23 protein-coding genes and 1 rRNA gene are annotated in these 25,064 nt (G+C 45.9%); 12 read left to right on the top strand and 12 right to left on the bottom strand.

What is annotated here, in order from left to right; genetic code table 11:
* Window positions 1-112: ribosomal RNA gene (rrf, locus tag NDI33_RS12875) — 5S ribosomal RNA — on the top strand; the annotation flags it as partial.
* A 190-nt stretch (window positions 113-302) separates the two neighbouring features.
* A complete protein-coding gene (locus NDI33_RS12870) occupies window positions 303-2,150 on the top strand; it encodes a caspase family protein (RefSeq protein ID WP_190675091.1) in 1,848 nt (615 codons plus the stop codon).
* 42 nt (window positions 2,151-2,192) lie between these two features.
* Here the strand turns inward: NDI33_RS12870 and NDI33_RS12865 are convergent, their stop codons facing one another.
* The 3 genes from NDI33_RS12865 to NDI33_RS12855 are packed head-to-tail and all read right to left on the bottom strand — an operon-like array spanning window position 2,193 to window position 4,775.
* The gene (locus tag NDI33_RS12865; RefSeq protein WP_190675089.1) at window positions 2,193-3,278 is read right to left on the bottom strand and encodes a nucleotidyltransferase domain-containing protein; all 1,086 of its coding nucleotides are present in this window, start codon (window positions 3,276-3,278) and stop codon (window positions 2,193-2,195) included.
* 3 nt (window positions 3,279-3,281) lie between these two features.
* On the bottom strand, window positions 3,282-4,430 hold the full coding sequence (locus tag NDI33_RS12860) for an acyl-CoA dehydrogenase family protein (RefSeq protein ID WP_190675087.1): 1,149 nt from the start codon (window positions 4,428-4,430) through the stop codon (window positions 3,282-3,284).
* A gap of 24 nt (window positions 4,431-4,454) precedes the next feature.
* Window positions 4,455-4,775, bottom strand: a complete 321-nt coding sequence (locus NDI33_RS12855) for a nucleoside triphosphate pyrophosphohydrolase (RefSeq protein ID WP_190675083.1) — start codon at window positions 4,773-4,775, stop codon at window positions 4,455-4,457.
* Between the two features lie 15 nt (window positions 4,776-4,790).
* On the opposite strand from NDI33_RS12855, the gene NDI33_RS12850 reads away from it, so the two are divergent.
* Window positions 4,791-5,381, top strand: a complete 591-nt coding sequence (locus NDI33_RS12850) for a hypothetical protein (RefSeq protein WP_190675081.1) — start codon at window positions 4,791-4,793, stop codon at window positions 5,379-5,381.
* A gap of 122 nt (window positions 5,382-5,503) precedes the next feature.
* On the opposite strand, the gene NDI33_RS12845 is transcribed toward NDI33_RS12850, so the two are convergent.
* On the bottom strand, window positions 5,504-7,801 hold the full coding sequence (locus NDI33_RS12845; RefSeq protein WP_199302386.1) for a DNA phosphorothioation-associated putative methyltransferase: 2,298 nt from the start codon (window positions 7,799-7,801) through the stop codon (window positions 5,504-5,506).
* Window positions 7,802-7,998: 197 nt separating this feature from the next.
* Between NDI33_RS12845 and NDI33_RS12840 the strand changes: the two genes are divergently transcribed.
* Window positions 7,999-8,622 (top strand): 2OG-Fe(II) oxygenase, encoded by a 624-nt coding sequence (locus NDI33_RS12840; protein WP_190430688.1) that lies wholly within the window; start codon window positions 7,999-8,001, stop codon window positions 8,620-8,622.
* 102 nt (window positions 8,623-8,724) lie between these two features.
* Here the strand turns inward: NDI33_RS12840 and NDI33_RS12835 are convergent, their stop codons facing one another.
* Entirely contained in the window at window positions 8,725-9,606 is an 882-nt protein-coding gene (locus NDI33_RS12835; RefSeq protein WP_190675078.1) for an alpha/beta hydrolase, read from the bottom strand.
* Window positions 9,607-9,698: 92 nt separating this feature from the next.
* Between NDI33_RS12835 and NDI33_RS12830 the strand changes: the two genes are divergently transcribed.
* A complete protein-coding gene (locus NDI33_RS12830; protein ID WP_190675075.1) occupies window positions 9,699-10,556 on the top strand; it encodes a prohibitin family protein in 858 nt (285 codons plus the stop codon).
* A 255-nt stretch (window positions 10,557-10,811) separates the two neighbouring features.
* A complete protein-coding gene (locus NDI33_RS12825; RefSeq protein WP_190675072.1) occupies window positions 10,812-12,752 on the top strand; it encodes an ABC-F family ATP-binding cassette domain-containing protein in 1,941 nt (646 codons plus the stop codon).
* A 52-nt stretch (window positions 12,753-12,804) separates the two neighbouring features.
* On the opposite strand, the gene NDI33_RS12820 is transcribed toward NDI33_RS12825, so the two are convergent.
* Window positions 12,805-13,929 (bottom strand): THUMP domain-containing protein, encoded by a 1,125-nt coding sequence (locus NDI33_RS12820; protein ID WP_190675115.1) that lies wholly within the window; start codon window positions 13,927-13,929, stop codon window positions 12,805-12,807.
* 34 nt (window positions 13,930-13,963) lie between these two features.
* Complete coding sequence (locus tag NDI33_RS12815; protein WP_190675069.1) at window positions 13,964-14,521, bottom strand: Uma2 family endonuclease; 558 nt, start codon at window positions 14,519-14,521, stop codon at window positions 13,964-13,966.
* A gap of 58 nt (window positions 14,522-14,579) precedes the next feature.
* Between NDI33_RS12815 and NDI33_RS12810 the strand changes: the two genes are divergently transcribed.
* Window positions 14,580-14,714: a hypothetical protein gene (locus tag NDI33_RS12810; RefSeq protein WP_277878823.1), complete on the top strand. Its 135-nt coding sequence runs from the start codon at window positions 14,580-14,582 to the stop codon at window positions 14,712-14,714.
* 30 nt (window positions 14,715-14,744) lie between these two features.
* Window positions 14,745-15,026, top strand: coding sequence for a hypothetical protein (locus NDI33_RS12805; RefSeq protein ID WP_190429356.1), 282 nt, complete (start codon window positions 14,745-14,747; stop codon window positions 15,024-15,026).
* A gap of 106 nt (window positions 15,027-15,132) precedes the next feature.
* Here NDI33_RS12805 and NDI33_RS12800 read toward each other — a convergent pair whose 3' ends face one another.
* Window positions 15,133-18,291 (bottom strand): MFS transporter, encoded by a 3,159-nt coding sequence (locus NDI33_RS12800; protein ID WP_190675067.1) that lies wholly within the window; start codon window positions 18,289-18,291, stop codon window positions 15,133-15,135.
* 269 nt (window positions 18,292-18,560) lie between these two features.
* Here NDI33_RS12800 and NDI33_RS12795 point away from each other — a divergent pair, with 269 nt between their 5' ends.
* On the top strand, window positions 18,561-19,187 hold the full coding sequence (locus NDI33_RS12795; RefSeq protein ID WP_190411501.1) for a TenA family transcriptional regulator: 627 nt from the start codon (window positions 18,561-18,563) through the stop codon (window positions 19,185-19,187).
* 30 nt (window positions 19,188-19,217) lie between these two features.
* On the opposite strand, the gene NDI33_RS12790 is transcribed toward NDI33_RS12795, so the two are convergent.
* A complete protein-coding gene (locus tag NDI33_RS12790; RefSeq protein WP_190675064.1) occupies window positions 19,218-19,670 on the bottom strand; it encodes a hypothetical protein in 453 nt (150 codons plus the stop codon).
* 126 nt (window positions 19,671-19,796) lie between these two features.
* On the opposite strand from NDI33_RS12790, the gene NDI33_RS12785 reads away from it, so the two are divergent.
* Window positions 19,797-20,756, top strand: coding sequence for a site-specific DNA-methyltransferase (locus NDI33_RS12785; protein ID WP_190675061.1), 960 nt, complete (start codon window positions 19,797-19,799; stop codon window positions 20,754-20,756).
* A gap of 21 nt (window positions 20,757-20,777) precedes the next feature.
* On the opposite strand, the gene NDI33_RS12780 is transcribed toward NDI33_RS12785, so the two are convergent.
* Entirely contained in the window at window positions 20,778-21,335 is a 558-nt protein-coding gene (locus NDI33_RS12780) for a Uma2 family endonuclease (protein WP_190429360.1), read from the bottom strand.
* 267 nt (window positions 21,336-21,602) lie between these two features.
* Between NDI33_RS12780 and NDI33_RS12775 the strand changes: the two genes are divergently transcribed.
* Window positions 21,603-22,022, top strand: coding sequence for a peptidylprolyl isomerase (locus NDI33_RS12775; protein ID WP_190411505.1), 420 nt, complete (start codon window positions 21,603-21,605; stop codon window positions 22,020-22,022).
* A 52-nt stretch (window positions 22,023-22,074) separates the two neighbouring features.
* Here NDI33_RS12775 and NDI33_RS12770 read toward each other — a convergent pair whose 3' ends face one another.
* Entirely contained in the window at window positions 22,075-22,473 is a 399-nt protein-coding gene (locus NDI33_RS12770) for a DUF4112 domain-containing protein (RefSeq protein ID WP_190411506.1), read from the bottom strand.
* Window positions 22,474-22,627: 154 nt separating this feature from the next.
* Between NDI33_RS12770 and NDI33_RS12765 the strand changes: the two genes are divergently transcribed.
* On the top strand, window positions 22,628-23,110 hold the full coding sequence (locus tag NDI33_RS12765; protein ID WP_190675058.1) for a pentapeptide repeat-containing protein: 483 nt from the start codon (window positions 22,628-22,630) through the stop codon (window positions 23,108-23,110).
* A 116-nt stretch (window positions 23,111-23,226) separates the two neighbouring features.
* Here the strand turns inward: NDI33_RS12765 and NDI33_RS12760 are convergent, their stop codons facing one another.
* Window positions 23,227-25,041: an ABC transporter ATP-binding protein gene (locus tag NDI33_RS12760; RefSeq protein ID WP_199302385.1), complete on the bottom strand. Its 1,815-nt coding sequence runs from the start codon at window positions 25,039-25,041 to the stop codon at window positions 23,227-23,229.
* Window positions 25,042-25,064 lie beyond the last annotated feature (23 nt).

The raw sequence follows: 25,064 nt of genomic DNA, 5'->3' as shown, positions 1-25,064 counted from the left end.
GCTACTAGCGTTGTGGAACCACACCGACTCCATCCCGAACTCGGAGGTGAAACGCAACTGCGGCGAAGATACTCGGTGGGTGACTGCCTGGGAAAATAGCTCAGTGCCAGGTTGATTTTTAGTTAGATTGACTATAATAAAGGGTCGCTCTTCAAGAGCGACCCTTTATTATAGGATTGAGCTAATGCAAACTGCTTTGTTTCCACTGTGCAATTGCCAAAAGAAGCCGTTTCCTGTAGTTTGCTTGTTAGTAAATGCTATTTTGGGGCTACCCTCTCTAATAGATATCTGGGGCATGGGTCATGGCAAATCACTGGGCGATCGCAATTGGCATCAATCAATATCAGTTTTTCCAGCCTCTAAGCTATGCCCAAGCGGATGCACAGACGCTGTGGCAGTTTCTGGTTGACGAAGCTGGATGGTCAGCAGACGAGTGTCTGCTGTTAACGGACACCTCACCGCCGATTAGCGATCAGTCAACTTACCCTACTAAGGAAAACCTGCTGGATTGGTTTGATGAGTGGTGCCATGCGCCAGTAAACGTCGATGATTCGCTCTGGTTCTTTTTCAGTGGGTATGGAATGACTCTCGACGGGGAGGATTACCTAATGCCCAGTCAAGGAGACCCAGATGAAATAGCGGAAACTGGTATATCAGTAAGATCGCTCTTTACCACTCTCAAAGAGTCGGCGGCTAAAAATATTTTGGTGCTGCTAGATATAAACCGCAGTCAGGGCGGTCAAGCAGGTGCGAAGGTAGGGGCGCAAACTTTGGAATTAGCCCAAACAATGGGTATTGCCACAGTCCTGTCCTGCCAAGTTGATCAATTTTCTTACGAAGCGTCCTCACTGGGTCATGGATTATTTACAGCAGTATTGCTAGAAGGACTGCGATATAACCAAGGCAAGAATTTGGAGAGTCTGGAGCGTTATCTGCGCTCGCACCTGCCTGAGTTGAGCGAACACCACTGGCGACCCGTTCAGATACCCTTGAGTGCAATACCCTCTTCGGCAAGTAACTACAAACTCCCAACGCTCCTCCCGAACGGAGCGATGAACTGGAATGCGACCTTAGCTTCAGATACACCTCCAGTAGCTTCCACTTCTGGTATGCACAACGTCGGAATGGAGCGTCAGGAGGCTACTCCGGGTATGGTGGGGCATAATAACGTAGCTGGTGCAGCCGCCTTGACCCAGAAGCAGACTTCTAAAGGATCGGAGACAAACTATAACCCTTCCGGCATCCGCTCAGGGATTGGTCAAGGTGCTATCGTCCCCCAGACAAGTGTGTCATCTACAAGGGTAGTAGATGACACACCCTGGTGGCTGAATCTGCTTTTGTGGTGCGGTGGTATCGCACTGATAGTGGCATTGATTGGGGGGGTATTTCTCCGTAACCGAGCCGCATTTATCGGTCAGCAGGCAATAAATACTTCAACAAATGCCACTCCTGGCAGCACCACACCGGCTGCTGTATCGTTACAGTCAGCTTCTTCAGGTTCCAAATCCCAGAATGCAGCGGGGGGCACCGAGACCCAAGCGGGGGCGAATCAAGCGGTGTTGGATAAAGCAAGAACTTTGATCGTCCCAAATCAAGCTTCTCAGTTTAGTCAGGCGATCGCAGAAGCCCAGAAAATAAAACCCGGCGAACCTCTCTACGAACAGGCACAGCAAGACATTGCACGCTGGAGCGGTGTGATTCTGGATTTAGCTAACGGGCGGGCAAAACAAGGGCAGTTTGATAAGGCGATCGCGGCGGCACGACTGGTTCCAGAGGATAATCAGTCCATTTATAAGGAAGCTCAAGGAGCGATCGCCAGCTGGCGTGAAAAAGCACAGCAACAGCGAACCAACAAAATCCTTCTCCAATCTGCTCAAGGATTAATTCAACCCGGACAAGCTTCGTCTTACACTCGCGCGATCGCCGCTGTTCGCAAAGTACCCCCCGATCAGCCTGGATATACCGAGGCACAACAGTTAATTGCCCAGTGGAGCAAAACGATTTATCAGACAGCGCAGACTCGCGCCTCTGATGGAAGGCTTAAAGAAGCCATTCAGACGGCGGCTTTAGTCCCGAAAGACACACCTACCTATACGACTGCCCAGAAGGCAATTGACCAGTGGCAAAAAAAGGTACAAGGTACAAAGTAAAAGCCAAATTTGCAAAAGACAAAACGTTGTCCGCTATTAGCCTTACCACCCTTGCATTGCCACTAAATCAATACAAAGTTGATTAATTGCTTCTCTATCTACACTTCTAGGCAGGGTAGATTTAGCGTAGGCTTCATCGAGTCCTTTGTACAAATTGTTAGCGATCGCCATGACTTCTTCATAGGGATACTCGCCGTTTTTAATGGCTAGCAATTCCCGTGCATCTCCGGTTTCCCGGCGATCGACTATTAAGGTTTGTGTCTCTAAAATTTCGATACCTGTTCTTAATAACCGGATAGCCTGCATCGCAAATTTAGAGTCATACCCCACTTTAGCTTCCATCACTGCCCGTGCGGGATTGCGATTTTTCTTCCATTGTTGGTAGTTATCGTATTCTCGTCGGGCATTTTGAAACTGCTGACTTTTTTGCAGCAGTTTAATAAATTCTTCCGAGCTGTTGGTAAGTTTCCGGGTGTACTCCAGCGGTTCTTCTGGTAAAGCGTATTGCTTCAATACTCCCTTAAAATCAATTTCGGCAGTTAGCAAATTATAAAGTTCCTGCGCTTCTTCCAAAAACTGAATTCGGTCTCTAATTAACAAGTAGAGATATTCTAGAAACGCATGGATTTCGCCCACCGTCAGCGCTTGGGCAGGCTCTAATCCAAAGTCTTCTGTCTCAGGTTGTCTGGTTGGAGGTTCGAGTAACCAGCGGCGGTGAGACTCTAATTTTTTTATTTGGGCATAACCGTATCCCGCATAAGTATGCTTCACCTTTTTTGACAGAAACATTTGTTTATGGCGTCTCAAGGTATTACCGACTTCAGTTAAAAGAACATAATCTTTGAACCAGAGAAGCTCTAAAATATTTGGGTTGTTGTCGGCAGACAGTTCTAAAAATTTTTTCAGCTCATAAATACAAGTATCTTTAGTCAGATAAGAAAATTCTCCTGGCTCTTCTGTCCAAGCTCTATCCTTTTGTTGAATTTGAGAAAATCCCAGGTAATAAGGCTTAGTTGCCACAAAAATACCGCGATAGTCATAGTCTGAGGTTTCAGTCGCTAAACCGTAGCCCCTGGAACCTGTCAAAGCAATCAGAATCGTTCTATCTTCAACTTCTTGGCGATTCATAGATTAATCGGATGAGGAATAAGTTTCAAGTTGCTGTTTCTCAGTCCCAGGCTGAGCCTCCTCAGTGCTGAGAGAAAGTGCGGATTCTGAACGCACCAACCTGCTGAGCGTTGCCTCCATTACAGCCGTAGTTTGGCCAGAAACAGTAAACACCAGTGCCTCGCGGTAAACTCGCTGTGCTGCATGGTGGCTGTAGTTGGCGGCACCACTGGAAACCGTAACGGCAGCATGGGCACACCGCACTGCTAAATCAATCGCCCATGCTCGGATTTGCAGACGATCTGCAAAAGGCTTAGGGGGATGTCTGATGGCAGTGCTACAAGCAGTGAGTTCCCGGTTGAGTGACTTAAAAGCTTTGGAAATAAAGGCGTTAGGCTTGGTTAGAGCAGCAGCTTCCAGAATATCAAGTCCAGCTCTAGCGCATCCCAAAGCAAAAAAGCCTTGGTGAAGGACATTCTTCAAATCGTTTTCGTGAATCCAACCCGCAGGCTTGATAGAGACAACACGCTCTTGAGGCAAAAACCAACTGGTAAGATTTGCAGTGACAGTATTGGTTGAGGTCATTGCTGCCAGTTGCATTGGCTGGGTAAATGTAATTGCACCCCCCATCTCCTGATACTTGGTAACAAAGGGCACAATGCCAAAGACTGCGCCCCCATCGGGGAGTGTTGCGGCGACAATAAACTCTTGAAACAAGCCCCAGCCCGTAACCCAAGGCACTTGTCCCTCTAGATGATATCCCCCTTCTACCGGAAAGGCTTTCACAGTTGGGTCGCCCTGCCGCCGCAATTGAGAGAAGCCGACACCGACTAAAATCTGCCCGTTGCTCATACGGGGAAGATACTGGCATTTAAGAGAACAATTTTTGCTGGCGACAAGCATCCCAGCGGCACTTTGATGTTGAGTCTGCAAGAATGCCAAAGCACCGGAATATCTTGCAATTAGCTCTTGAAAAGTTCGAAAAGTCTGTTCACTGACTTCGGAACCACCCCACTCTTGGGGAACTCGCAACGCCAGTAAAGAACGTTCGCCAAGTCCTTTAAGCGCCTCTCGTAGTGCTTCTGGGCTGCCATCTATCTGTGTGGCTAATGGTGCAACCGATTTTCTTAGATAAGACTCGGCGATGTCTAGCAGGTGTAGCGGGTTATCCATACCTCTACCGTATCGACTTCGCGGCTACTGAGTCCACAATAATCGAAAGCGCTGGTCAAAGCCACCTCGCTCTGAACGTCGTTTTTCTTGTTCTGCCAAAATTGAGGAACGCTCTATTTGACAAGCTGCACACAAGGCATCGATGACTTCGTATAGGTCAGCGAGTTCTTTCACTAAGTCTTGAGCAGTAGCTTCAGCGGCTTCTTGCGCTTCTTCGATGAGTTTATCTCGCAATGCTTGGTGATACGCTGCTTCTGTCATTACCTCTACTTCACACTCTCGCCCTGCTTGGTGAATGATTTCGGGAATGCGATCGCGTACCAGTTTATTGTAATCTTGATGCACGATAGTTCCTCAACGATGAAAGAAGTCTTTCTGGGAAAATACCTTACTTTAGAAGATTTTTGCATCTGCACGCAGACTTATCAAAAGTACACATCTAAAATTTATCCGTTTCCTCAAAATATAGCAGAAACGCTACCTGCATTACAAAAGCTAAATCAATTTATTTTAGATCCCATTATTGATTCTTTCGGTATTAATAATTTCCACCTAACTTATGGCTTTTGCTCTAAGGATTTAAAAAGATACCTAGATAGAAAAGATCCACAAACAGGTGATAAAAATGGTCGGGTGGCACCGGAACTAGACCAGCACATGGCGCATGAAGTAAATAAAAATGGTAAATATTACTGCCAACGGCTAGGTGCTGCCTGTGATTTTATTATTTTAGGTTTAGCTAGCAATCAAGTGGTTGACTGGATATTAAATCAAGAATTACCCTTTGATTCTCTATATTTTTACGGATTCAATAAACCAATTCATATTAGTTATGGCGCTCAACACAAGAGAGATATTAGAACATTTACAGCGTCGGGACAACCGACACAGAAAGGAATTGAACATTGGGTTAAGTTAGCAAAGCAATTGCGGAAACAGTCTATCGAGTAAAATCGCATCTGTTGCGAAAAAAATAAATAGTGTGTGGTCTTAAAAGAATTGTTCCTTAATGACTTACCGCATTCAATGCTTAATAACTTAATTAGGCATTTTTATTCTAATTATATAGTATTTTATTTTTGATAAACTTGCCTTTTTTGATTTTCCATTTCTTCACAAGCCATTGCTATTTTTTGCACTTGAATCGAGTCAGTATCTGTACGCCGACGAAGACAATACTTTTGGATTTCTAAAGAGTGGTTTTCTAAACATCGTTGCCAATCCTGAAGATTTCTAATGGCACGGGTATCTTTGAAGAGTCCCCGTTTTTCCTCTTGTTTACTGAGCTTTGCAAACTTTTTATAGCCAGGATAATCTGGGTAGACAACCGTTTCTTTTCGATGCAAGATTGGTGGATTAACATCATCTTCGTAATCCCGATAGCTGACACTCAAATCTCTCAGATCGATTTGCATACTGGTGTGCAGAACCGGATGAGGATCGGTATCGAAATTGGGGTAGAACAAATATGAGATTTTTGGTTTGTAGGTGTGAAATTTAATTAGTGTGGCTTCATCCATGCGTCCAATTGTACGGCTGGCACAGCCTTCGTAGAGGCGCAGCAACGGGTCGAGTTCGGAAAAAGCTGAGACATGAACCATGAAGGAACTAGGATAGAGAGGTGCGTATTTAAAACCACTGGTACAGCCAACCAAGCTTTGTTGACAGCAGTGGGCAATTACACCGGGATCGCCTAGACTAAATAGCATTTCCTCAGCTAATTCCCAGGCTTCGTCGTAGCTACCAAATAAACATTTGATATCGTTACGGACTTCTGGGGAGATTTGTTTGAGCTTCAGATGATTGAACTTGCCTAACGCGAGATAAACTAAAAGGTCTAAGCGGCGTTTTTGAGCGATCGCATCCCACTCTTTTTGGTCAGTTGCTTGTAAAATGACCTGGAAGGCACGGCGAAACCCGCCAAATTCAGCCCTCAAATTCTTCAATTCTGGTTTTTCATTTTTGACAGGCAGACGACCGCGTTCGGTGACAAAAGCCATTAGGGGTGCCAGCATTTCCTGATAATCTTCAAATCGCTTGATGTTGGCACGAACTCTGGGAGTTGTGGCGCGAGAACGAAAGCGAGAGGCGCGGTAAGCTTCGGCAAGCCTTTCATCTCGGAAAACAAAGTAAATGCCTAATGCAACTGGCACCGCATTAACATTAAGAACCTGGTCAATATAAATTTTCAGTTCTTCCTGTTCGTAGTATTTCTGAAAAGTATTGCGGCGAGTAATCACCCCATCGCCGTAGGCAAGTTGACCCGTTCCTCGGTCATCAATTAAAACCAGTGCAGCAACAATTAGGACTTTTTCTGTTAACTCCCAGGCGTTTAATAATGCTTCTCGACGCTCATCTGTGCGTTCAATAACATTGATGATATAACCGAGATTGACAATATCAGCGGTGGTGCGAGGGGTATCCGGAGAGTAATAAGGGTCCCAGCCAGCGCTGGTGTAACCCTTTTCCGCTATGTGCTGAATATCGCTTCCGTAGCCACAACCATAGTCAAAGAAAGTGCTATCTTCACTAAATAAGCCAGCTTCTAAAGCGAGACGCACGGGGCGAGAAAGATTTTTACGAGCAATTGCAGCTTTGTGACGCTCTATTTTAGGCAGTGTCGAATGTAGAGAGGTTGGATGTAAGTTCTCTACAACTTGCCGCCGAATAACTTGATGACCCTGGATTTCGACACCATAATCTTGTAAGCATTCTAACCAACCCCGAAGCGTTCCAATGCCACGGGTTTTGTCTAAAAGCCGCAATTTCTCTTCTTGCCGAGTGAGGTTGGCGAATTTTTCGTAGTGGGGATAATCGGGGGTGACAAAGGTTTCTTTGCGGTGGAGGACAGGGGGATTGTCGCTAGTACTGTAGTCTCGGTAAGTTGAACTCCCGTCCCGAACATCAATCTGAATGCTAGCTTGCAAGGCGGGATGAGGGTCGGTATCAAAGTCAGGATACAACAAGTAAGAGATTTTAGGCTGCTCGATGTTGAATTTTATTAGGGTAGCGCCATCAATACGTCCTACTGTTCGTCTTGCATAGCCCTCGTAGAGCCTCAGCAGAGGGTCGAGTTGAGAAAGTGCTGACACATGAACGTAGAGGGCACCCGGCAGCAATTTACCGATGGGGCTTTGTTGGCAGCAGTTGACAATGACACTCAGGTCGTTCGCGCCCAATAAAATCGGCTCGTCGCTGTCAAACCAGCCATGAAGATTATTTTGAACTTCGGCGGCTAAGTTTTCCAGGTGGGAACAATCATTGCTAACAGCAAGGTAGAGGAGAGTGTCTTGACGGGGATGTGCTTTAGCGCAGCGGTTCAGAAACAGCTTGGCATCCCACTCTTCTACTTTGTATGTGTTCAGCATCATGGTCGCACCATTTCCCTGAAACAATGATGGATACAAAGTAGAGTAAACCTATTAATTCCTAAATTGCTGATTTATTCATTTCTGTAAAAATAATTTACTTAATTTTGAAATAGTCGGAATGGGGTGGTGGAATATACACAACAAGGTGCAACAAGCGATACAACTAACAGAAGGACATTTCATTTTTTGAGAGTTTCTTGAGCTACTACCGCCTACAGCACCAAGTTTTTGAGCCTGACTACCTCAGCGAATTGCAGGGGCAGATTCTCGCTTGTCCCTATTTTGCGGTTAACAACTTGAACCGCGACTTTATCGGCACGAAGGGATTTTCGATTGTATTTCAGCGTTCGGGCTTGGGCGAAGTTGAACGAAGTTTTCCCTTTTTCAAACCTTATCTCAACGTGGCTTTGCACTCGACGTGTAATGCCTTCTATCTCAATCCCCTGATGCTGAAAGAGGGTTCCCGCGTCGATCCCCACATTGACCGCAGTCTGCGCTCTTACTGCAAGAGTATCGAACCGCCAGCCTGGGTGAGTGTCCTCTATGTTCAAGTGCCACGGGATTTGATGGGAGGAGAGTTAGTGTTACGCTGCCAGAAGCGCAATGTAGGACAAGTCCGCCCGCAAGCCAACACGTTGCTAGATTTTCAGGGCGATTTAACTCATTCAGTGAATCAAGTCACCAGTTCAGGGTTTCGCCTGAGTTTGGTTTGCGAGCAGTACAGCTTGTGTGAAGACCAACTCCAAGAGATTCCAGAGTTTACGATTGAATCGAGGGCGATTAAGTCAAAGGGCAAGAAGAAGGAAAAATTAATTTTATAAAATATCCGGCGATTAGAAATCGCGCCTACACAAACGAAGAATCAAGGGTTTTGCTTGTGTAGCCGCGCCTTCCAGTCGCCAGGGCATTTTTATAAATACGCTCTAAATGAACTCTAGAATATGCTGGGCGGTAATCTGGGACTGTTCCAAGTGGGGAACGTGACCGCAATTCTTGATCCAGATGAGTTGAGAAAGCGCGATCGCTCTTTTAAATTTCTCTGCGTCAGCCGTCCCTAAAATCCTGTCGAACTGTCCCCACAGAATCAGTGTCGGCTTGGCGATTTGGGCAATTTTATCGCTCAAAAAGTTGTACCCCCCGCTTTTGGTAAATGCAATCAGGGCATCATGCCAATTGGGGAGATCCAGGTGCAACGCCGCACAGAGCAAGGCATCGAGGGAGGCAAAGCTTTGATCGTGATAAGCACTGCGTGAAATGCGATCGCGCACTTTCTGATTTCGCAAAAATGAAGTCGCCAGGTTACTGATGGGAGGAAACAACAACCTGCCGATGTTGGGGGGACTAGCGAAACCAGCGCTATCAATCAACACCAACTTTTGCACCGCTTCCGGGTAGGTGAGGGTAAAATCAATTGCCGCTGCACCCCCCATTGAAGTTCCCACGAGAACGATTGGCTGGTTAATCAGCGTTTTCCAGAAGTAGTAGAGATGGGTTTTAATGGCTGTTGGGCTAAACGGGAGTCCAGCCGGTCGTTCGGTAAAGCCGAAACCCAACAAATCCACAACCCACGCTTCATTCTGGGTTGCCAGCAGTGGTAGGAGGCGACGGAACTCGAATATAGAGCTATCGAAGCCATGCAGCAACAGGATGGGCGTTCCGCCGCTACCCTGATGAACGTAGGTGGTAGCGATCGCCTGTTGCGAGAGAGGAGTTGCGATCGCCGTCTGCTCGATACTCTCTGCAAGGGCAATCGAGGTGGATTCTGTCAGCGCTTGGGCTGCGGATGGTAGAAAACGGGTAAACATGAGTTTTAGTTTACCGTGGAGAAGGGTGATACAGAAGTAGAGGTAGCAGACCATAACCCCTGAGTCACACCAAAACAAAAGGAGATCGGCTCTTGAAAAATCAGTACGCGCAGAATTTACAATTATCAATTCTAGGGATTATCACTGCCTTAGTCCTCTTCATTAGTCTCAATTCTTTTGTAATTGTTAACCCAGGTCAGGCAGGAGTCATCAGCATCTTAGGGAAAGCGAGGGATGGAGCCGTGCTAGAGGGCATCCACCTCAAACCACCACTGATATCAGTCGTAGACATCTATGATTTGACCGTGCAAAAATTTGAAGTTCCGGCACAGAGTTCTACTAAGGATCTACAGGATCTCACTGCTAGATTTGCCATCAACTTTCGCCTCGATCCTACCCAAGTCGTTGAGGTGAGAAGGAAACAAGGAACCTTAGAAAATATCGTGTCAAAAATTATTGCACCGCAGACTCAGGAATCTTTTAAAGTAGCAGCTGCTAGGAGAACCGTTGAAGAAGCAATTACTAAAAGAGAGGAACTGAAACAAGACTTTGATACTGCCTTGGGTCAACGGTTAGATAAGTACGGAATTATCGTGCTAGATACTAGTGTCGTTGACCTAACTTTCTCCCCTGAGTTTGCGAGGGCAGTTGAAGAGAAACAAATTGCCGAACAGCGGGCGCAACGAGCAGTTTATGTGGCGCAAGAAGCTGAACAAGAAGCCCAAGCAGACATCAATCGTGCTAAAGGTAGAGCTGAGGCTCAACGACTCCTAGCTGAAACCTTAAAGCAACAAGGTGGTGGGCTAGTTCTTCAGAAAGAAGCGATCGAAGCGTGGAGACAAGGAGGTTCCCAAATGCCAAAAGTTCTCGTCACGGGTGGTGACTCTAATAGCAGTATCCCATTCCTCTTCAACCTGGGTAATCTTCAGGATGCAACTGCCCCTCAATAGTTTTAGGGGGTAGATTCGCCTCTTCAGAATTAAGAAGGCGAACCATGAGCGAATAAAATTAAGGGTTGCCAGCTAACACATCGTTACGCTCAGTTATGCTCATGCTTCGCCCCTACATAGATGGTTTTGTAGGGGCGAAGCATTCGGGGGATAAACCCAAACACACTCCAAGAAATTCCGCTCCCAAATGCTTCGCCCTCTATTTAGGCAACTCACGGGCAACACCTACTCCCTCCAAACAAAGTTGAGAATGATATGAGCATATTTACACTGCAATCAGTTAAAAAAGACTTTGGTATCAAAGAAATTTTAAAAGATGCCAACTTTAGCCTAGATCCCACAGATAAAGTCGGACTAATCGGCACCAACGGCTCTGGAAAATCAACGCTGTTGAAGATGATAGCCGGACTAGAACCGATTGATGGCGGTCAACTTTTAGTCAACTCAGGAGTACGGATTGTTTACTTACCTCAGCAACCCGACTTAGATGAAAATCTCACTGTTCTAGAGCAAGTCTTTGCCGATAGCGGGGAGCAAATGTCCCTTGTCCGCGAATATGAAGAACTGTCAGACAAACTGGCTCACAATCGAGAAGATAGCCAGCTCATGTCCCGCTTCTCTACGGTCATGCAACGCATGGATGCCACGGGTGCTTGGGAACTGGAGACAAATGCCAAAATCATCCTCACCAAGCTAGGAATTGAAGATTTTAACGCCAAAATTGCTACTCTATCCGGCGGCTATCGCAAGCGAATTGCTTTGGCAACCGCTTTGCTTTCGGAACCCGAAGTGTTGCTGATGGATGAACCAACTAACCATCTAGATGCCCTATCTGTTGAGTGGTTACAAAGCTATTTGAACCGCTATCGAGGAGCAATTCTGCTCATCACTCACGATCGCTATTTTCTCGATCGCGTCACCAACCGAATTCTTGAAATCGACCGAGGCGACCTCTACACTTACGCGGGTAACTATTCCTACTATTTAGAGAAAAAAGCCCTCGCTGAAGAGTCTGCTGTCAGCAGTCAGCGCAAACATCAGGGAGTACTTCGCCGAGAATTGGAATGGTTGAAGCGAGGGCCAAAAGCCCGGAGTACCAAGCAGAAAGCTCGGATCGATCGCGTCCACGAGATGCAAGCAACTGAGTTCAAACAGACTCAGGGCAAAGTCGATATTTCCACTCTGAGTCGTCGGATTGGCAAAAAAGTTATTGATTTAATGAATATCTCTAAAGCCTACGATGGACGCACCTTAATCAAAGATTTCACCTATGAATTTAGTCCCGAAGATCGTATCGGCATCATCGGTGGCAATGGTGCAGGCAAATCGACTTTGATGGATATTATCACTGGGCGCGTTCAACCGGATTCTGGAAGCGTTGACATTGGCTCTACCATTCACATTGGCTATTTTAACCAACACTCTGAAGAATTACTCGCTGCATTGAATGAAAATTTGCGAGTGATTGACTACATTAAAGAAGTTGGAGAATATCTCAAAATTGCCGATGGCACTCAGATTACGGCTTCCCAAATGTTGGAGCGTTTTCTATTCCCTGGCAATCAACAATATGCCCCGATTCATAAACTTTCTGGTGGAGAAAAACGTCGCCTATTTCTGTTGCGCGTTTTGATGAGTGCGCCTAATGTTCTCATCCTTGATGAACCAACCAATGACTTAGATGTTCAAACCTTAGCGGTCTTAGAAGACTATCTAGAAGATTTCCCCGGCTGTATGATTTGTGTCTCCCACGATCGCTACTTCCTCGACCGCGCCGTAGACAAAATATTTTCCTTTGAAGAGGGTGGCAATCTGCGCCAATATCCAGGCAATTACTCAGTTTACTTGGACTACAAGAAAGCCGAAGAAGAAGCAGCATTGCGCGAAGCTGCCAATGCTAAGGATAGCTCAAAGTCAGTGCAGCTCCAAGTACGTCCAGCAGAGCCACAATCCGCTAGTAACAATAACAACAAACGGCGTAGGCTTTCAACTTGGGAAAAGCGCGAGTTTGAGAAACTTGAAGCCAAGATTGCTCAATTGGAAACCGAAAAAGCTGAGGCAGAGAGAGCGCTTTATAATGCAGCTCCGGGTAAAGTCGCCCAAGTTGGGGAACTCTATCAAAAGGTGGAAACTTTAACTCAGGCTATTGATGCTGCGACTGAACGCTGGATGGAACTGGCTGAGATTGAGTCTTAACAGAATCGGGGAGAAAGATGAATGCTTTCGATTCTTCCACTGGCTTTAATTTCTAATACAATTCGTACTTGAGCAAAGTACACGCTAAAGAACCGTTATAAACAGGAATGCGACGAGATGTTTTGAGTCCCACTCTTTTCGATAACTCTTTGTTTCCGGTCAAAACAAAGGCAGTCCAACCTTTGAAGCGTTGTTTGAAAACATCACCGAGCATTTTGTAGAGTTCGCCCAATTCTCTCTCATCTCCCAGACGTTCTCCGTAGGGGGGATTACAGATGAGAACGCCGCTGTCTGCGGGTGCTTCCAATTGGGATAATTCGGTTTGCGTAAACGTTAGCTTATCTGCAATGCCGCACCGTTGGGCATTCGTGTGAGCTTGGCTTAGGATATCAGGGTCTTTGTCGCTCCCCCAAATTGGTGCTTTTAAGTCTGAGATTTCGCTGTTTTCGGCTTCCGCCCATATCTCGTCCCACAGCTGTTCGTCAAAGTCCAGCCAGCTGAAAAAGCCAAACTTTTCCCGAAATAATCCGGGGGCAATATTCAAAGCTTTTAAAGCCGCTTCTAAGGGGAGAGTTCCAGAGCCACAGAGCGGGTCTAAAAAGGGAAGATTCGCATCCCACTCTGCCATGTCGAGGATAGCAGCCGCTAGAGTCTCCTTAAGCGGAGCCAGCCCCATTGCGGGTCGATATCCCCGGCGGTGGAGACTGGTACCCGAACTGTCTAAACTTAAAATACAACGGTCTTGATGGATGTGGACATTAATCCGCACATCTGGATTTTCGGTATCAACGCTAGACCTGTGACCTGATTTGTCACGCTGTTGGTCTACGATGGCGTTTTTAACTTGTAAAGCCGTGAAGTGGGTGTGGTTAAGTTTTTGATTGCCTCCTGTACAGTCCACAGCTAGGGTGTTGTTGGGATGTAGATAGTCAAGCCACGTGATTTTTTGCACCTCCCGGTAGAGCATCTGGGCGTCATAGCAGGCAAATTCATGGATGGGGACTAGGACTCGAAAAATTGTCCTTGCCCAGAGATTCACCCGGTATAGCAATGCTTTATCGCCAACAAAATGCACTCCAGTGAAATCAGGACGGACTTCCTTTGCCCCTAAACGTTCCAGTTCAGCAGCAGCAATAGGTTCTAGACCACGGGCAACTGTGGCAAAGTAGTGATTCATCATGAGAGCGATCGCATCTGTAACAGTGGAACCATTAAATCAGTTCTGCTTGTTCAAAAATCTGTCTGGGTGTTAGTTCCAAACCTAGAAGCAGGGTATCCACGATGGGCATCGTATCTGTGTAGACTTGACTCGATCCATCTGGGAAAAATACCCGGATATTCATCGCTTCAGGATCTACAACCCAGACTCTTAAAATACCAGCGTCAAAGTAGTCCTTCGCTTTATTTTCAAATTCTTTCAGGGTTTGGTCTGGAGAGATAATCTCAATCACCAGTTCGGGAGGCACAGGACAGGCTTCGTTACGCTTCCAACTGGCGGGTAAACGTTCGTAGGAGATGTAAGTTACATCAGGAACAGGTGCCCAGTCCTGACCATTCCGCTTCAAAGTAATTGCCCATTCCAAACGAACTCGACCTTGTTGCTTAGACCATCGAGTGAGTAAGGTAGTCAGAGCAAAGGTCAACATCGAGTGAAATTCTTTTGGAGACACTTTAGGTACTGCCTGACCATCTACAAACTCATAGGTTACATCTCCTTCAGGTAAAGCTAGAAATTCCTGTAATGTGAGTTTGGTTCCAGTGCCTACCATGACTACTAAGTTATCCAAGTGGATGGGCGAATAAATCTATGGTACAAAAGAGCTCCCCTTGAGTTTAAATCTGAGAGTTGCCGGTTGGCTGGAGTCGGAGCAAGCTATGAGTGAGACTTTAGAGAGCGATCGCATTCATGGCTCTGAATCCACAACTTTCCTGAAAAAGCACCGAGTTGTGCGAACCTATTAGCAGTTTCATCACTCCGGTACTGGAGGAACAATGACGCCGATCGAGTTTCTGGTATTGTTGGTCATTGCTGCATTCTGCGGCGGCACTGGGCAAGCGTTAGTGGGTTACTCGGCAGGGGGCTGTCTACTCTCGATAATTGTCGGGATTATCGGTGCGTACATTGGATTGTGGGTAGCCAAAGAGTTTAATCTTCCGGTGATATTTGCCCTCAATATTGGAGGGAAATCCTTCCCAATTATTTGGTCCATTATTGGTTCAGCTCTTTTGGCAGCCGCTCTCGGTTTGATCAATCGAACAAACCGGCGGCGATGACTTGGGAAATCTCAAGCTTTTCCAGAGAAAGTATTGAGCCGGATGCAAAATATAAGAAAAAGCCTCCTGAAAAGGAGGCTTAATTTGCTTGGAAATCGTTAAAGCTTTAGCTAAAGAAAGCGAAACCGGATACAGCGACGACTCCAGCGATCGCTGCGGTTGCTACGGAAGTTAGCGCGGTTCCAAAGAGCCACCAAGCAGCGGTTGCAGCGGATTTTCGGGTTTCCTCAGCTTGCTGCTTCGCTTTGTGCTTGAGGTCTTTGATGCGTCGTTTCGTTTCCTGCTGGAAGCGTTCAGCGCGGTGTATCGTACTCTCGCGCACCCCTTCAATCTGGTCGATGAGTCGGTTGGCATCCGCTTGGGAAATATCCTCACGGGAACTCAACAGCGCCACCAACGTGTCCCGATCGAATTGCGAGAGGCGATCGCGCATCGCGTCAAATCCAGCTTGCGGATCGTCAAAGAGTTTCCGGAAGTCGCGCTTAATACCCTCGTAATTGAGTTCTGGACGCTCCAGGGAGTTGAAGTAATTGCGAATTTTGCCAAAAACTCCGTCAAGCACCGATTGCACTTTATGCTGGGCATTCTGCGCTTGTTCGACAAATTGATGGCGCACCGATTCGATTTGATCGACAATCCGGTTGGCTTCTTCCTCGGAAATATCCTCCCGTTGCGATAGGAGTGCAACAAAGGTAGAACGGTCGAAATGAGAGAAGCGATCGCGAATATTCTTCCACCCGGCTTGTGGATCGTTGAGCATTAATTGCAACTCGCGTTTGATGCCTTCCGGGTTGAGTTCTTCTTTGTTGGTGTTCCGCAGGTAATCTTCCAAATCGGTTTGGAAATTCCGAACCGTGTCTCTGGCACGGGTTGCCAAGCGGCGCGGGGCTTTGACAATGCTGTGAATCGCCTCTTGCACCCGATCGATTGCCCGATTGACTTGCTCTTCGCTTAAGTCTTCTCGTTGACTCAGCAGCTTCACCAAGGTTTCCCGATCGACGTGAGACAGCCGTTCTCTCAGGGCCAAACTTCCCTCTTTCGGGTCATTCAGGAGTTTTGCCAAATCCTGCTGGATGCCTTGCGGATCGAGTTCTTCCAGGTTGGTGTTTCGCAGATACTCAGCAATCTGGTTCGTCACTTGGTCGTAGCGATCCTTTGCTTGACCAGCTAATTGTTGCGGTGCGTGCAGAATAGTCTCTCGCACTGATTCGATCTGATGGATTGTTCCATCGATCTGTTCTTCGCTCAAATCGCCGCGTCCCTTGAGCAATTGCACCAGCGTATCGCGGTCAAAGTGAGAAAGTCGCGTCCGGAGTGCGGCAAGTCCTGCCTGAGGGTAATTGAGAAGCGTTTGCAACTCTCGCTTGATATCTTCAGGATTCAATTCTTCTTTGTGAGTATCGCGCAGATAGGATTTTACCCTTTGCCACAGTCCTTCCGCTTCAGATTTGGCGCGGTCTTGCAATTCTTGAGCTTGAGACAAGACGCGATCGCGCGTACTTTCCAACTGACCGATGAGTTGATCGGTTTCCTCTTGACTAAAGTCTTCCCGTTGAGAGAGGAGTTGCACTAAAGTATCGCGGTCAAATTGCGAGAGGCGATCGCTTAAAGCATCAATTCCAGCATCCGGATCTTCTAGAAGTGCTTTGAAATCGCGCTCAATGCCTTCTGGGTTTAGTTCTTCCTTCCCCGTCGAGTGCAGATAATGTTCGACGCGATCGCGAAGGTCTTGCGACTGTTCTTGAGATTCCGCACCCTGGACAGTTTCAAAAACTTCTTGCCGAATACTATCCATCTGCTCGGCAATATCCGCAATTTGTTCGGAGGTGAAAGCACCCCGCGATTCCAGCACCCTCACAAAATAGTCTCGATTCAATTGCTCTATCTGCTGCCGAACTTTTCCAGGAGCTGCATCCGGATCGTAAATAACTTCTCTAAATTCCTGCTTAATCGTTTCTCGGTTCAGGTGCCAAGGTTTGGAATTTAGCAGGTAGTTTTCTACATCCGCTTTAATCGTGCTAAAAGATGGCGCAGGCACCTTATCGGCAACTTTTGTCCCAACCGTTTTAGCTTGTTCAGTTGCTTGCTCTTTCAAATGTTGCAACTGGCTGGAAATTTTTTCCACATCTAAATCGGAGAGATCCGTCCGCTTCATGACTTCTCCCAGTAACGCAGTTACACCCAACTGCATGGAGTGTTCCATCAAGCCATTGCCATGACTGCGCTCCGATTTGCCTTGTCCAACTCCAACAAGTTGAGAAAGCTTGGCAGAAAGCTCATTAGATTTCAACTCCTCTGGAGCGGCTTGTTTCAGAAAGTTGAGTAATTCAACCTGCGGATCTGTTTCCGTTGGTTTTTCTGTTCCCTGTTGTTGACCTAATATCTTCTGCCAAACAACTTCCAATTGCTCCGCAATCCGATTAACATCCTGCTTAGAGAAATCACTACGGCTACTCACTAGATCCACAAAAGTCTGGCGATTGACATTGCGTAAAACGTCATTCCCCGCAATAGATTTCACATCAACATCGCTAAGTAACTTTTCTAAGTCGCTGCGAACCTTATTGATGTCTAGCTTTGGCAGTTGCAAATCTGTAAAGTAATCCTTAATTGTTTCTCGCAAGCTATCCGGATCGAGAGACGAACTCAATTCCCGGCGAACGGCGGCGGCGGATGCTTCAGCAGTAGAAACAATCTGCCTATTTATCGCACTCCCACCAAGCGCAGTGCTGGCTGTAGCCATCACCCCTTGCATCCCTGAACCCGCAGTGTTCACGACCGAACCAACTAAGGAACCCACCGCCGTAGAACTCACCCAAAGGAGCAGCAAAAAATAAGCTGACCAAATCACGACGCCAGTGATTGCACCTAAAATGACGCTGCTAATCAGAGTCAGCTTCACCGCCAGAAAACAAGCAATGAATATGGCAATATTGACGGTCAATAATGTCCAAATTCCTACCTTAGATTCAATGCTACGAACTTTTTCGCCCCAAGTTTCTGTATCATCATCATCCGAATCTAAGGGATTCTCTGCGGATGAAATTCCAGCAGCAATCGAAAAATTGGTTAACAAAAATTGGAAAGCAAAGGCCATTAATACTCCGGCAATCAAGGCAACAAAAAACTGTGGACTTGAAAAAACAAGTGTTGCCTCTTTTATGGGGGGATTCACGGCTTGAATCCCACTCGGAGCCACTGGAACTTTAGCAAAACAAAATTGTGTGCTGGACAAATCCAGCATCATTTTTACACTTTGAAACATGGTATTTACGCCTTCAAAGTCAAAAGACTGCCTCTATGAGAGGTTGCGTTCTAAGTACACTTTTGCTTATACTTTTGTAACGTTGTATCGTTAACGCTCTATACTCAATGTGGATAAAAAACCGTGGAGAATAACTCTCTCTAAAGTCTGAAAATTAGCTCGGTCTAAAGTTAAGAAATTAAACAAGAAGGCGATCGCTAAAACCCACTAAAATTAAGTATTAATACTCAATATCTCAATAAACTGCGAATCCACAATCTAAAATAGAGATGACCTTAAGCTGTCAACAACTTCTTCAAAAACATACTCAAGTTTGGCACCAAGCAACGGTGCATCCTTTCCTAATGCAGTGCAAATCAGGAACTATTCAGCCGCAGCAATTTAACACCTGGCTGGTACAAGATTATCTTTTTGTAGTAGAGTTCACGCGGATGGTGGCACAAATTTTGGCAGTTGCACCACCCGATCATTTTGATGTTATTCTGGGTGGATTAGTCGCACTGAAAGATGAACTCAACTGGTTCAAAGCAAAAGCCTCTGAACGACAATTGAATCTCAATACCCAAAAACAATCAACTTGCACAGAATACTGTGACTATATGCACAGTCTTTCGACAATGCCACACCCAGTTCAAGCGACTGCACTATGGGCAATTGAGCTTGCTTACAATCAAGGTTGGCAATTACCAGGAGTCATGCCAGATCCCTATGCCGAGTTTGCCGACCGCTGGGGAAATCCAGGTTTTACGGAATATGTAAAACTCTTGGAACAGCAAGCAGATGAAGTGCTGCAAACTGCATCGGAAACCGTTCAGCATCAAGCCGAAGAAGCCTTTTTAAAGGTGGCTGAATTAGAGCAGGATTTCTGGCAGATGGCTTTTAATGCAGCACGGTAGATGAAAAGGGTAAAAAGAAGCCTATAAAGGCTAATCCATGTAATCGTTTGTAATATCAAGATCGTCCGGATTATTTGAAGCAACTGGGCGATTTCCAGCTATATGCATTGTCTCATCAATGTGAAGATTGCTAGAGCCAATTGGACGGTGCCCATCTACGTCAACAGTGCCCTGAACTTGAAAATCATTTGAAGTAATTGGGCGCTTTCCATCAATGTCCACGGTTTCACGAACCTGAATATTGCTTGGATCAATCGGTCGGTGTCCATCTACGTCAAGAGTGTCCTCAAACTGAAGATTACTAGAGGTAATCGGTCGGTGTCCATCTACGTCAAGAGTGTCTTCAATCTGAATATTATCTGGCGCGATTGGACGCTTCCCATCTATATCAATCGTGTGAGGAACCTGTTTTGGTTCGCTAGATGAAGGAGAGGCAATATTTTTCTCCTGATTATTTCCCTTTTTTGGATTATCTCTGTTCATATTGTGACCTCTTACTTTACGCCTATGTTATTTATAACGTAATACAAGCTATAAAGAGCTTGTATTTGCTGATAATTGATTTAATTATACAATTTGTTTTGAAAGTATTCGTGAAAAATGGCAGCGATGAATCTAAAGAAACCTTTGTACGCTACAAATTACGGCGCTGCCTATATTGGTGATTCGCTTGAATTGCTAGACTGTCTTGAATCTGACTCAATCGCTCTAGTAATGACCTCTCCTCCATTTGCTTTGCTACGCGAAAAGAGTTATGGAAATGTTGAGCAAGAAGCCTATATCGATTGGCTATTTGCCTTCTGTCGAAAAGTGCATCGCGTATTATCACCGCAGGGAAGTTTTGTCATCGATCTGGGTGGTGCTTATCAAAGTAAACGTCCCGTGCGATCGCTCTACAATTACCGGCTTTTAATTAAACTCTGCGATCAGCTAGATTTTCGCTTAGCTGAGGAGTTTTTTTGGCACAACCCTTCTAAGTTACCTTCGCCGATTGAATGGGTGAATAAACGTAAGATCCGCGCGAAGGATTCTGTCAATACTGTCTGGTGGTTGTCAAAAACTGACTATCCTAAAGCGAATGTGAGTAACGTACTTGTTCCTTATTCGGAACGAATGAAAAAGCTACACGAGAATCCTGAAAAATACTATAAACCCAAAGCACGTCCTTCAGGTCACGATATTGGATCGGGTTTTGCTACTAATAACGGCGGTGCCATTCCCTCCAACTTGTTGCAAATTCCTAATAGTGAAAGCAATTCTCGATACATTCAACTTTGCAAAGCCGTTGGAATTGCTGCACATCCGGCGCGGTTTCCGCAAAAACTGCCGAGGTTTTTTATTAACTTCCTCACCGATCCAGGAGATACAGTCCTCGATATTTTTGCTGGATCGAATACGACTGGCGCGGCGGCTGAGGCTTTGCGACGGCGTTGGATTGCTTTTGAGCAAAATCCGTCTTATTTAGCTGCTTCTGCTTTCAGATTTTTAGAGGATAACCAAAGTATTGAGGCAGCTTCAGCGCTATTTAAAAAACTGGTGGCAAAGCCCGAAATAAGCAATATTTCTTAGTTTAGCGATCGCTACTTAAAATTAAAGTACTTCTGCTTCTTCAAAAACTTGTTTTGGTGTGATTTCCAATCCAGGAAATAATGAATCTATAATTGGTGTGCTATCAGTGTAGAGTTGACTTGTTTTATCTGGAGAAAAGACTCTAATACTTATGGCTTCAGGATCTACAATCCAAACTCGTAACACCCCAGTATCAAAGTAGTCCTTAGCCTTGTCTTCAAATTCTTTTATAGTTTGGTCTGGAGACATTATCTCAATTGCCAGTTCAGGAGCCACAGGACAGGCTTCGTTACGCTTCCAACTAGCGGGTAGCCGTTCATAAGAGATGTACGTTACATCAGGTACAGGTGCCCAATCCTGACCATTCCGTTTCAACAGCACCGCCCACTCTTGAACAACTCGTCCACGCCCTTTGCACCAGGCACGAATCAGAACCATCAAAGCAAACTGTACAGTTGAATGAAAGTATTTTGGAGACACTTTAGGCACTACCTGACCATCTATAAATTCATAGATTACATCCCCTTCTGGCAAAGCCAGAAAGTCTTGTAGTGTGAGCTTGGTTCCAGTGCCTACCATGACCCTAAGCTACCTAAGCAGGTGATAAATAAACTTATTATACAAAAGCGTTTGATGGCTAGGTGACGCTCGCATAGAGCGTACCACTTGTGCTATATGCTTCGAGCTAGATGCGTCAGAACAGTAAATCTGTAGCAGCGTCAAAGGATTACAGTTTTAAAATTAGATAAAGTAAAGATAGAGTGTTTTTGTTCTACTATAGTTTGTTTGTGGCATATTCCTAGCCACATCAATCAATCATCCGAAGGGATTAGAAAAGGAGAAACTATGACTCGCGCGATTATGGAAACCGACAAAGGCACAATCAATTTGGAGCTGTTTGACAAAGATGCACCGAACACGGTGAAAAATTTTGTTGACTTATCTGAAAAAGGGTTTTACGACGGTCTTAATTTCCACCGAGTCATCCCTAACTTTATGATTCAGGGCGGCTGTCCGCAGGGAACGGGAACAGGTGGTCCAGGTTACAAAATCAACTGTGAAATTAACCCCAATAAGCATCAGGCAGGAAGTCTATCAATGGCTCATGCAGGGCGCAATACGGGTGGGAGTCAATTCTTTATCTGTCACGCTCCTCAACCCCATTTAGACGGACAACACACAGTTTTTGGTAAAACTGAAGACATGAATGTAGTCAATGCTATTCGTCAGGGAGATAAGATTCTTTCTGTGAAGATTGAACGATAGCCTAAATGGCTTTTTAGCCGGAAGGAAGTGCTTCCTTCCGGCGGCGTTACTATCAATTGATGCTCGTTACAGTCTGAAGAGGGGTCACTTCATTCAGTTCGGGTTCAGCCACCTGAAGATGTTGCTCTAAAAGCGCCAAGTTACGGATATTTGACTTGTAGTATGCATCGAACAAGTCTCCCACCAAAGGCACCGAGCCGACTGTGGCTTCTAAGGCAATATTAAATATCATCTTTTGTAGGATTTCACGCGGTAAGCCGAAGCGGGCGGCTAAATAGATGATGTAAGCCGAAAACCCGGTGCTGATGATATCTCCGGCACCTGGAATCAGACCAATAATTGGGTCTAAACCAATACGAAAGCCGATGCCTGGGATTCGGATTGCATTATCCATCAGGCGGCTAAGTCTGCGGATGTGGTTGAGATTTTCGAGACGTTCAAGTGTGTTCATATTTCTAATTTTTGCACGAGGAATCCGCTGCATCTTATACCGTGAGAAGGAAAATTTCTTTTCTGGAATCATCCTAAAGTTAGTGGAACTGTCTGCCTAAAGTCAGAGATGTTTAATTTTAAGATTCCTTTATCTGAAGCCATGCTGGACAGTCATGCTAAACGCCCCAACGCAAGACCTTCTTTTTATTTGCACTCAATTTCTGGCACAAAATCCCCAAAAACGTTTGCAGAGTCTCAAAGACTTGGGGATAGCGCGTTATGCTGATTTTTTAACTAAAATGCCATTAACAGAAGCAAATGTAGCTTGCGTAATGCATTTTTTTAGAGATACAAGTCGCGTGAAATTCCCGAATCTTAGGGGAGCGGATTTATCTAACTTGAAGTTAGATGGCGTTAACTTTATCCGGGGTGATTTATCGGGGGCAAATTTGAGGGGAAGTAGTTTATTAGAAGCCGACCTTTTATTTGCCAATTTCACTGGAGCAGATTTGAGAAATGCGGATTTGAGGGGTGCAACTCTTAATGAGACAATATGGTCAGGTGCGGTGGTAGAAGATTGCAATTTTGGAAAAGGAATTGGGTTAACGGAGCAGCAGCGCAGAAACCTAAAAAGTCTCAGTGCTAGGTTTAATTAGCATCGGCGGCTCATCCGAGTTTTGGATGTTTAGCAACCGCTGTAGAGCGTTGGGTTGAACGATAGTGAAACCCAGCAGACAGCTTAATTTAGTGCCATTTATTTTAAATCTAATTGCTAATTTTTGCCGTTTTTGATGCCTGTCTGCACTTTCCAAAGGCTGGCATAAATTCCTTGGTCTTCTAATAGTTGTTCGTGTCGTCCTTGCTCTACTAAGAAGCCTTGTTCCATCACATAGATACAATCAGCATTGCGGACGGTGGAGAGGCGATGAGCGATCGCTATCGTGGTGCGATTGACGGTAATTCGTTCTAGCGATCGCTGAATGGCTGCTTCTGTCTCATTGTCTACGGCGGAGGTGGCTTCATCCAGAATCAGAATCGGCGGATCTTTCAAAACGGCACGCGCGATCGCAATCCGCTGTCTTTGCCCACCTGACAACTTTTGTCCCCGCTCGCCTACAATCGTGTCGTAGCCTTGGGGAAGTTGCATGATAAAGTCTTGAGCCTCGGCAATTTTAGCCGCTTCGATTACCTCAGCTTCAGTTGCATCAGGACTGCCGTAGGCGATATTTTCTTTCACCGTGCCGTGAAATAAGAAGACATCCTGACTGACTAAACCAATACAGGAACGCAAATCTCTTAATTTCAAATCGCGTAATTCAATCCCATCCAATGTCACCGTTCCCGACTGAATTTCGTACAACCTCAGCAACAGTTTCACTAAGGTACTCTTGCCCGAACCAGTAGAACCGACAATGGCGATTGTTTTACCTGCGGGAATGTGTAAAGAGAGATTTTGAATGACTGGATTTCGCCCATTGTAGGCAAAAGTGACATCTTTTAATTCCATTTCACCCCGCACTGAAGCGACGGGTAAGGAAATGTGTCCCGAATGAATCGCAATCGGTGTATCCAGCAGATTCATCACCCGATTTGTAGAAGCCATTGCCCGTTGATATTGATCGAGCGTTTCTCCCAATCTCGTCAAAGGCCAGAGCAACCGCTGGGTTAGGAATACCAATACACTGTAAGTACCCACAGACAATCTGCCAGCAGCTGCGTCCATCCCGCCGATTAACAGCGTTGCCGTGAACCCGATTAAAATAATGATGCGAATCAAGGGGACAAAAGCTGACGAGAGGGCGATCGCTCTCCGGTTACTTTGTCGATAAGCTTCACTTTCGACTGCCATCCTGTTCGCTTCATAGTCTTCCGTGACAAAGCTTTTAATCGTCGTCATCCCGCTCAAATTATTCGAGAGGCGGCTGTTGAGCAGACTGACTTTTTCTCGAATCTCGGCATAGCGGGGAGCAAGGCGATGTTGAAAGACAATCGAACCCCACAGAATAAACGGCATCGGCAGCATCGCCATCCAAGCCACACTGGGAGCCAGAATAAAGAAGGCACCGCCAATAATTACAACCGTCGTCGCTACTTGGAGGATTTCATTCGCTCCTCGATCCAAAAAGCGTTCCAGCTGATTGATATCGTCATTCAGGATAGACATCAAACCGCCAGTGCTGCGCTCTTCAAAATAAGCCAGTTCCAGCTCTTGGATATGGCTGTAGGCATCGAGGCGCAAGTCGTGTTCAATATTCTGGGCTAGATTGCGCCAAAGCAGGGCATAGGCGTACTCAAAGATAGATTCCAGTCCCCAGATGATGAAGCTGAGGAAGCTGAGGATCAGGAGTTGCCAAAAAACATCTTTGACGCCAAATTGAGCGATCGCTGAGTCTTGTTGCTTCACCACCACATCCACCGCTGCACCGATCAAGGCGGGTGGGGCTAAGTCAAAGATTTTATTGAGAATTGAACAAACACTTGCCTGCCAAATTTGGGCACGATAGTTGCGTCCATAGTCAATCAGACGCTTGAGGGGATGCGCCTTTTGGCTGCTTTGGATTTGATTGCGGGATTTTTTACGGGACAAAATGAGAGTACGCGACGATAGTT

The sequence above is a fragment of the Trichocoleus sp. DQ-A1 genome (assembly GCF_039961955.1).
In the GTDB taxonomy this organism is placed as follows: Bacteria; Cyanobacteriota; Cyanobacteriia; order Cyanobacteriales; family FACHB-T130; genus FACHB-T130.
Note: the sequence above shows the minus strand (reverse complement) of the source record. Positions and strands in the feature narration are given on the sequence as shown.